This window comes from Rhizobium sp. SEMIA 4085 (genome assembly GCF_013004495.1).
GTDB lineage: Bacteria > Pseudomonadota > Alphaproteobacteria > Rhizobiales > Rhizobiaceae > Rhizobium > Rhizobium gallicum.
Map to the genome: position 1 here is coordinate 1 of NZ_JABEPH010000495.1, position 3,421 is coordinate 3,421.

Genomic DNA, 3,421 nt, shown 5'->3' on the forward strand with positions numbered 1-3,421 from the left:
GCGACGTACGCGGCCGGCCCAGGGTCGACGAAGCACGCGTCCGGGGCGCTGAGACGTTCCAAGAGGTGATTCCCGAGAGCTTAAGCGGTCTCGTCCAGGAAATGCGCTCTCTCGGCCTGACCGTGGAGTTGGAGAACCCGAAGGACGAGGATCTGCAGCAGGAGGGCCAGTTGCCGGACGCAGCCGAGTACCCTCTTGATAGGGTGTGCGCCTTAAGAGGGCGCACACCGTTCCCGCCATGGCCCCGCAATGTGTCGGCCGGGCAGGGACGTTTCCGCCGCATTGTGCGGTTATTGTCGTTTTTGAGCGTTGGCGCGGCTCCCGGGATTTGCCGCCGACCATCGCAAGCTAAGGGCGCTTTCGCCCATGAAGGAGACAGGCATGAACCAAGAGGTCATGAATCTTTTCAATCCGCAGGTGCCTGCACAGAATTTCGACTCCATCCGGATTTCGATTGCCTCTCCGGAGAAGATCCTTTCCTGGTCCTACGGCGAGATCAAGAAGCCGGAAACCATCAACTACCGCACGTTCAAGCCGGAACGCGATGGTCTCTTCTGCGCGCGCATCTTCGGGCCGATCAAGGACTACGAGTGCCTTTGCGGCAAGTACAAGCGCATGAAGAACAAGGGCATCATCTGCGAAAAGTGCGGCGTCGAAGTCACGATGTCGAGCGTTCGGCGCGAGCGCATGGGCCATATCGAGCTTGCAGCACCCGTTGCCCACATCTGGTTCCTGAAGTCGCTGCCGAGCCGCATTTCCACGTTGCTCGACATGACGCTGAAGGATGTCGAGCGCGTCCTGTATTTCGAAAACTACATCGTCACCGAGCCGGGCCTCACGGCCCTTAAGGAACATCAGCTCCTCTCGGAAGAAGAGTACATGCTCGCCGTCGACGAATATGGCGAAGACCAGTTCACGGCGATGATCGGCGCTGAAGCCATCTACGAGATGCTGGCATCGATGAACCTCGAGAAGATCGCCGGCGATCTGCGTTCCGAGCTTGCCGACACCACGTCGGATCTCAAGCAGAAGAAGCTGATGAAGCGGCTGAAGATCGTCGAGAACTTCATGGAATCCGGCAACCGTCCGGAATGGATGATCATGAAGGTCGTTCCGGTGATCCCGCCGGATCTGCGTCCGCTGGTTCCGCTCGATGGCGGCCGCTTTGCCACGTCGGACCTGAACGATCTCTATCGGCGCGTCATCAACCGTAACAATCGTCTGAAGCGCCTGATCGAGCTTCGTGCGCCGGGTATCATTATCCGCAACGAAAAGCGCATGTTGCAGGAATCCGTCGATGCGCTGTTCGACAACGGCCGTCGCGGCCGCGTCATCACGGGTGCCAACAAGCGTCCGCTGAAGTCGCTCTCCGACATGCTCAAGGGCAAGCAGGGCCGCTTCCGCCAGAACCTGCTCGGCAAGCGCGTTGACTATTCCGGCCGCTCGGTCATCGTGACCGGTCCGGAGCTGAAGCTGCACCAGTGCGGCCTGCCGAAGAAGATGGCGCTCGAACTCTTCAAGCCGTTCATCTACGCGCGCCTCGACGCCAAGGGTTATTCCTCGACCGTCAAGCAGGCGAAAAAGCTGGTCGAGAAGGAAAAGCCGGAAGTCTGGGATATCCTCGACGAGGTCATCCGCGAGCATCCGGTTCTCTTGAACCGCGCGCCGACGCTGCACCGCCTGGGCATCCAGGCCTTCGAACCCACCCTGGTCGAAGGCAAGGCGATCCAGCTGCATCCGCTCGTTTGCACGGCCTTCAACGCCGACTTCGATGGTGACCAGATGGCCGTCCACGTGCCACTGCCTCTCGAAGCCCAGCTCGAAGCCCGCGTTCTGATGATGTCGACGAACAACATCCTGCACCCGGCCAACGGCGCACCGATCATCGTTCCGTCGCAGGACATGGTTCTCGGCCTCTACTACCTCTCGATCATGAACCAGAACGAGCCGGGCGAAGGCATGGCCTTCTCCGACCTCGGCGAACTGCATCATGCTCTTGAAAGCAAGGTCGTCACGCTGCACACCAAGATCCGTGGCCGCTTCAAGTCGATCAGCGAGGACGGCAAGCCGTACTCCAAGATCTATGAAACGACCCCGGGCCGCCTGCTCATCGGCGAATTGCTGCCGAAGAACGGCAAGGTGCCTTTCGACATCTGCAACCAGGAAATGACCAAGAAGAACATCTCCAAGATGATCGACACGGTCTACCGTCATTGCGGCCAGAAGGACACGGTCATTTTCTGCGACCGCATCATGCAGCTCGGCTTCTCGCATGCCTGCCGCGCCGGCATCTCGTTCGGCAAGGACGACATGGTGATCCCGGATACCAAGGTTAAGATCGTCGGCGATACCGAAGCACTCGTGAAGGAATACGAGCAGCAGTACAACGACGGCCTCATCACGCAGGGCGAAAAGTACAACAAGGTCGTCGATGCCTGGGGCAAGGCCACCGAGAAGGTCGCCGAAGAGATGATGGCCCGCATCAAGGCTATCGAGTTCGACGAAAAGACCGGCCGCCAGAAGCCTATGAACTCGATCTACATGATGAGCCACTCGGGCGCCCGCGGTTCGCCGAACCAGATGCGTCAGCTGGGCGGCATGCGCGGCCTGATGGCTAAGCCGTCGGGCGAAATCATCGAGACGCCGATCATCTCGAACTTCAAGGAAGGCCTGACCGTCAACGAGTACTTCAACTCGACGCACGGCGCCCGTAAGGGACTGGCAGACACCGCCTTGAAGACGGCAAACTCGGGCTACCTGACCCGCCGTCTCGTCGACGTCGCGCAGGATTGCATCGTCAACTCCGTGGATTGCGGCACCGACAAGGGCCTCACCATGACTGCGATCGTCGATGCCGGCCAGGTCGTTGCCTCGCTCGGCGCACGTATCCTCGGCCGTACGGCACTCGACAACATCGATCACCCGGTCACCGGCGAGCGCATCGTCGATGCCGGCAAGATGATCCTCGAGCCAGATGTCGTCGAGATCGAAAAAGCTGGTATCCAGTCGATCCGCATCCGTTCGGCACTGACCTGCGAAATCCAGACAGGCGTCTGCTCTGTCTGCTACGGCCGCGACCTTGCTCGCGGTACGCCGGTCAACATGGGCGAAGCGGTCGGCGTCATCGCGGCTCAGTCGATCGGCGAGCCAGGCACGCAGCTCACCATGCGTACCTTCCACCTTGGCGGTACGGCCACCGTGGTCGACCAGTCGTTCCTGGAGGCCTCGTATGAAGGAACGGTTCAGATCAAGAACCGCAACCTTCTGCGGAACTCCGAAGGCATCCTCGTTGCCATGGGCCGCAACATGACCGTCCAGATCCTGGACGAGCGTGGCGTTGAGCGCTCCTCGCAGCGCGTTGCCTACGGTTCTAAGCTGTATGTGGACGAGTGCGACAAGGTAAAGCGCGGCCAGCGTCTGG

At 60.2% G+C, this 3,421-nt stretch carries 1 protein-coding gene; it reads left to right on the forward strand.

Annotation, left to right across the window (positions count from 1 at the left end):
- Window positions 1–381 precede the first annotated feature (381 nt).
- Window positions 382–3,421 (forward strand): DNA-directed RNA polymerase subunit beta' (gene rpoC, locus C9413_RS29780; RefSeq protein WP_170251313.1); only part of this gene is annotated, 3,040 nt, incomplete at its 3' end.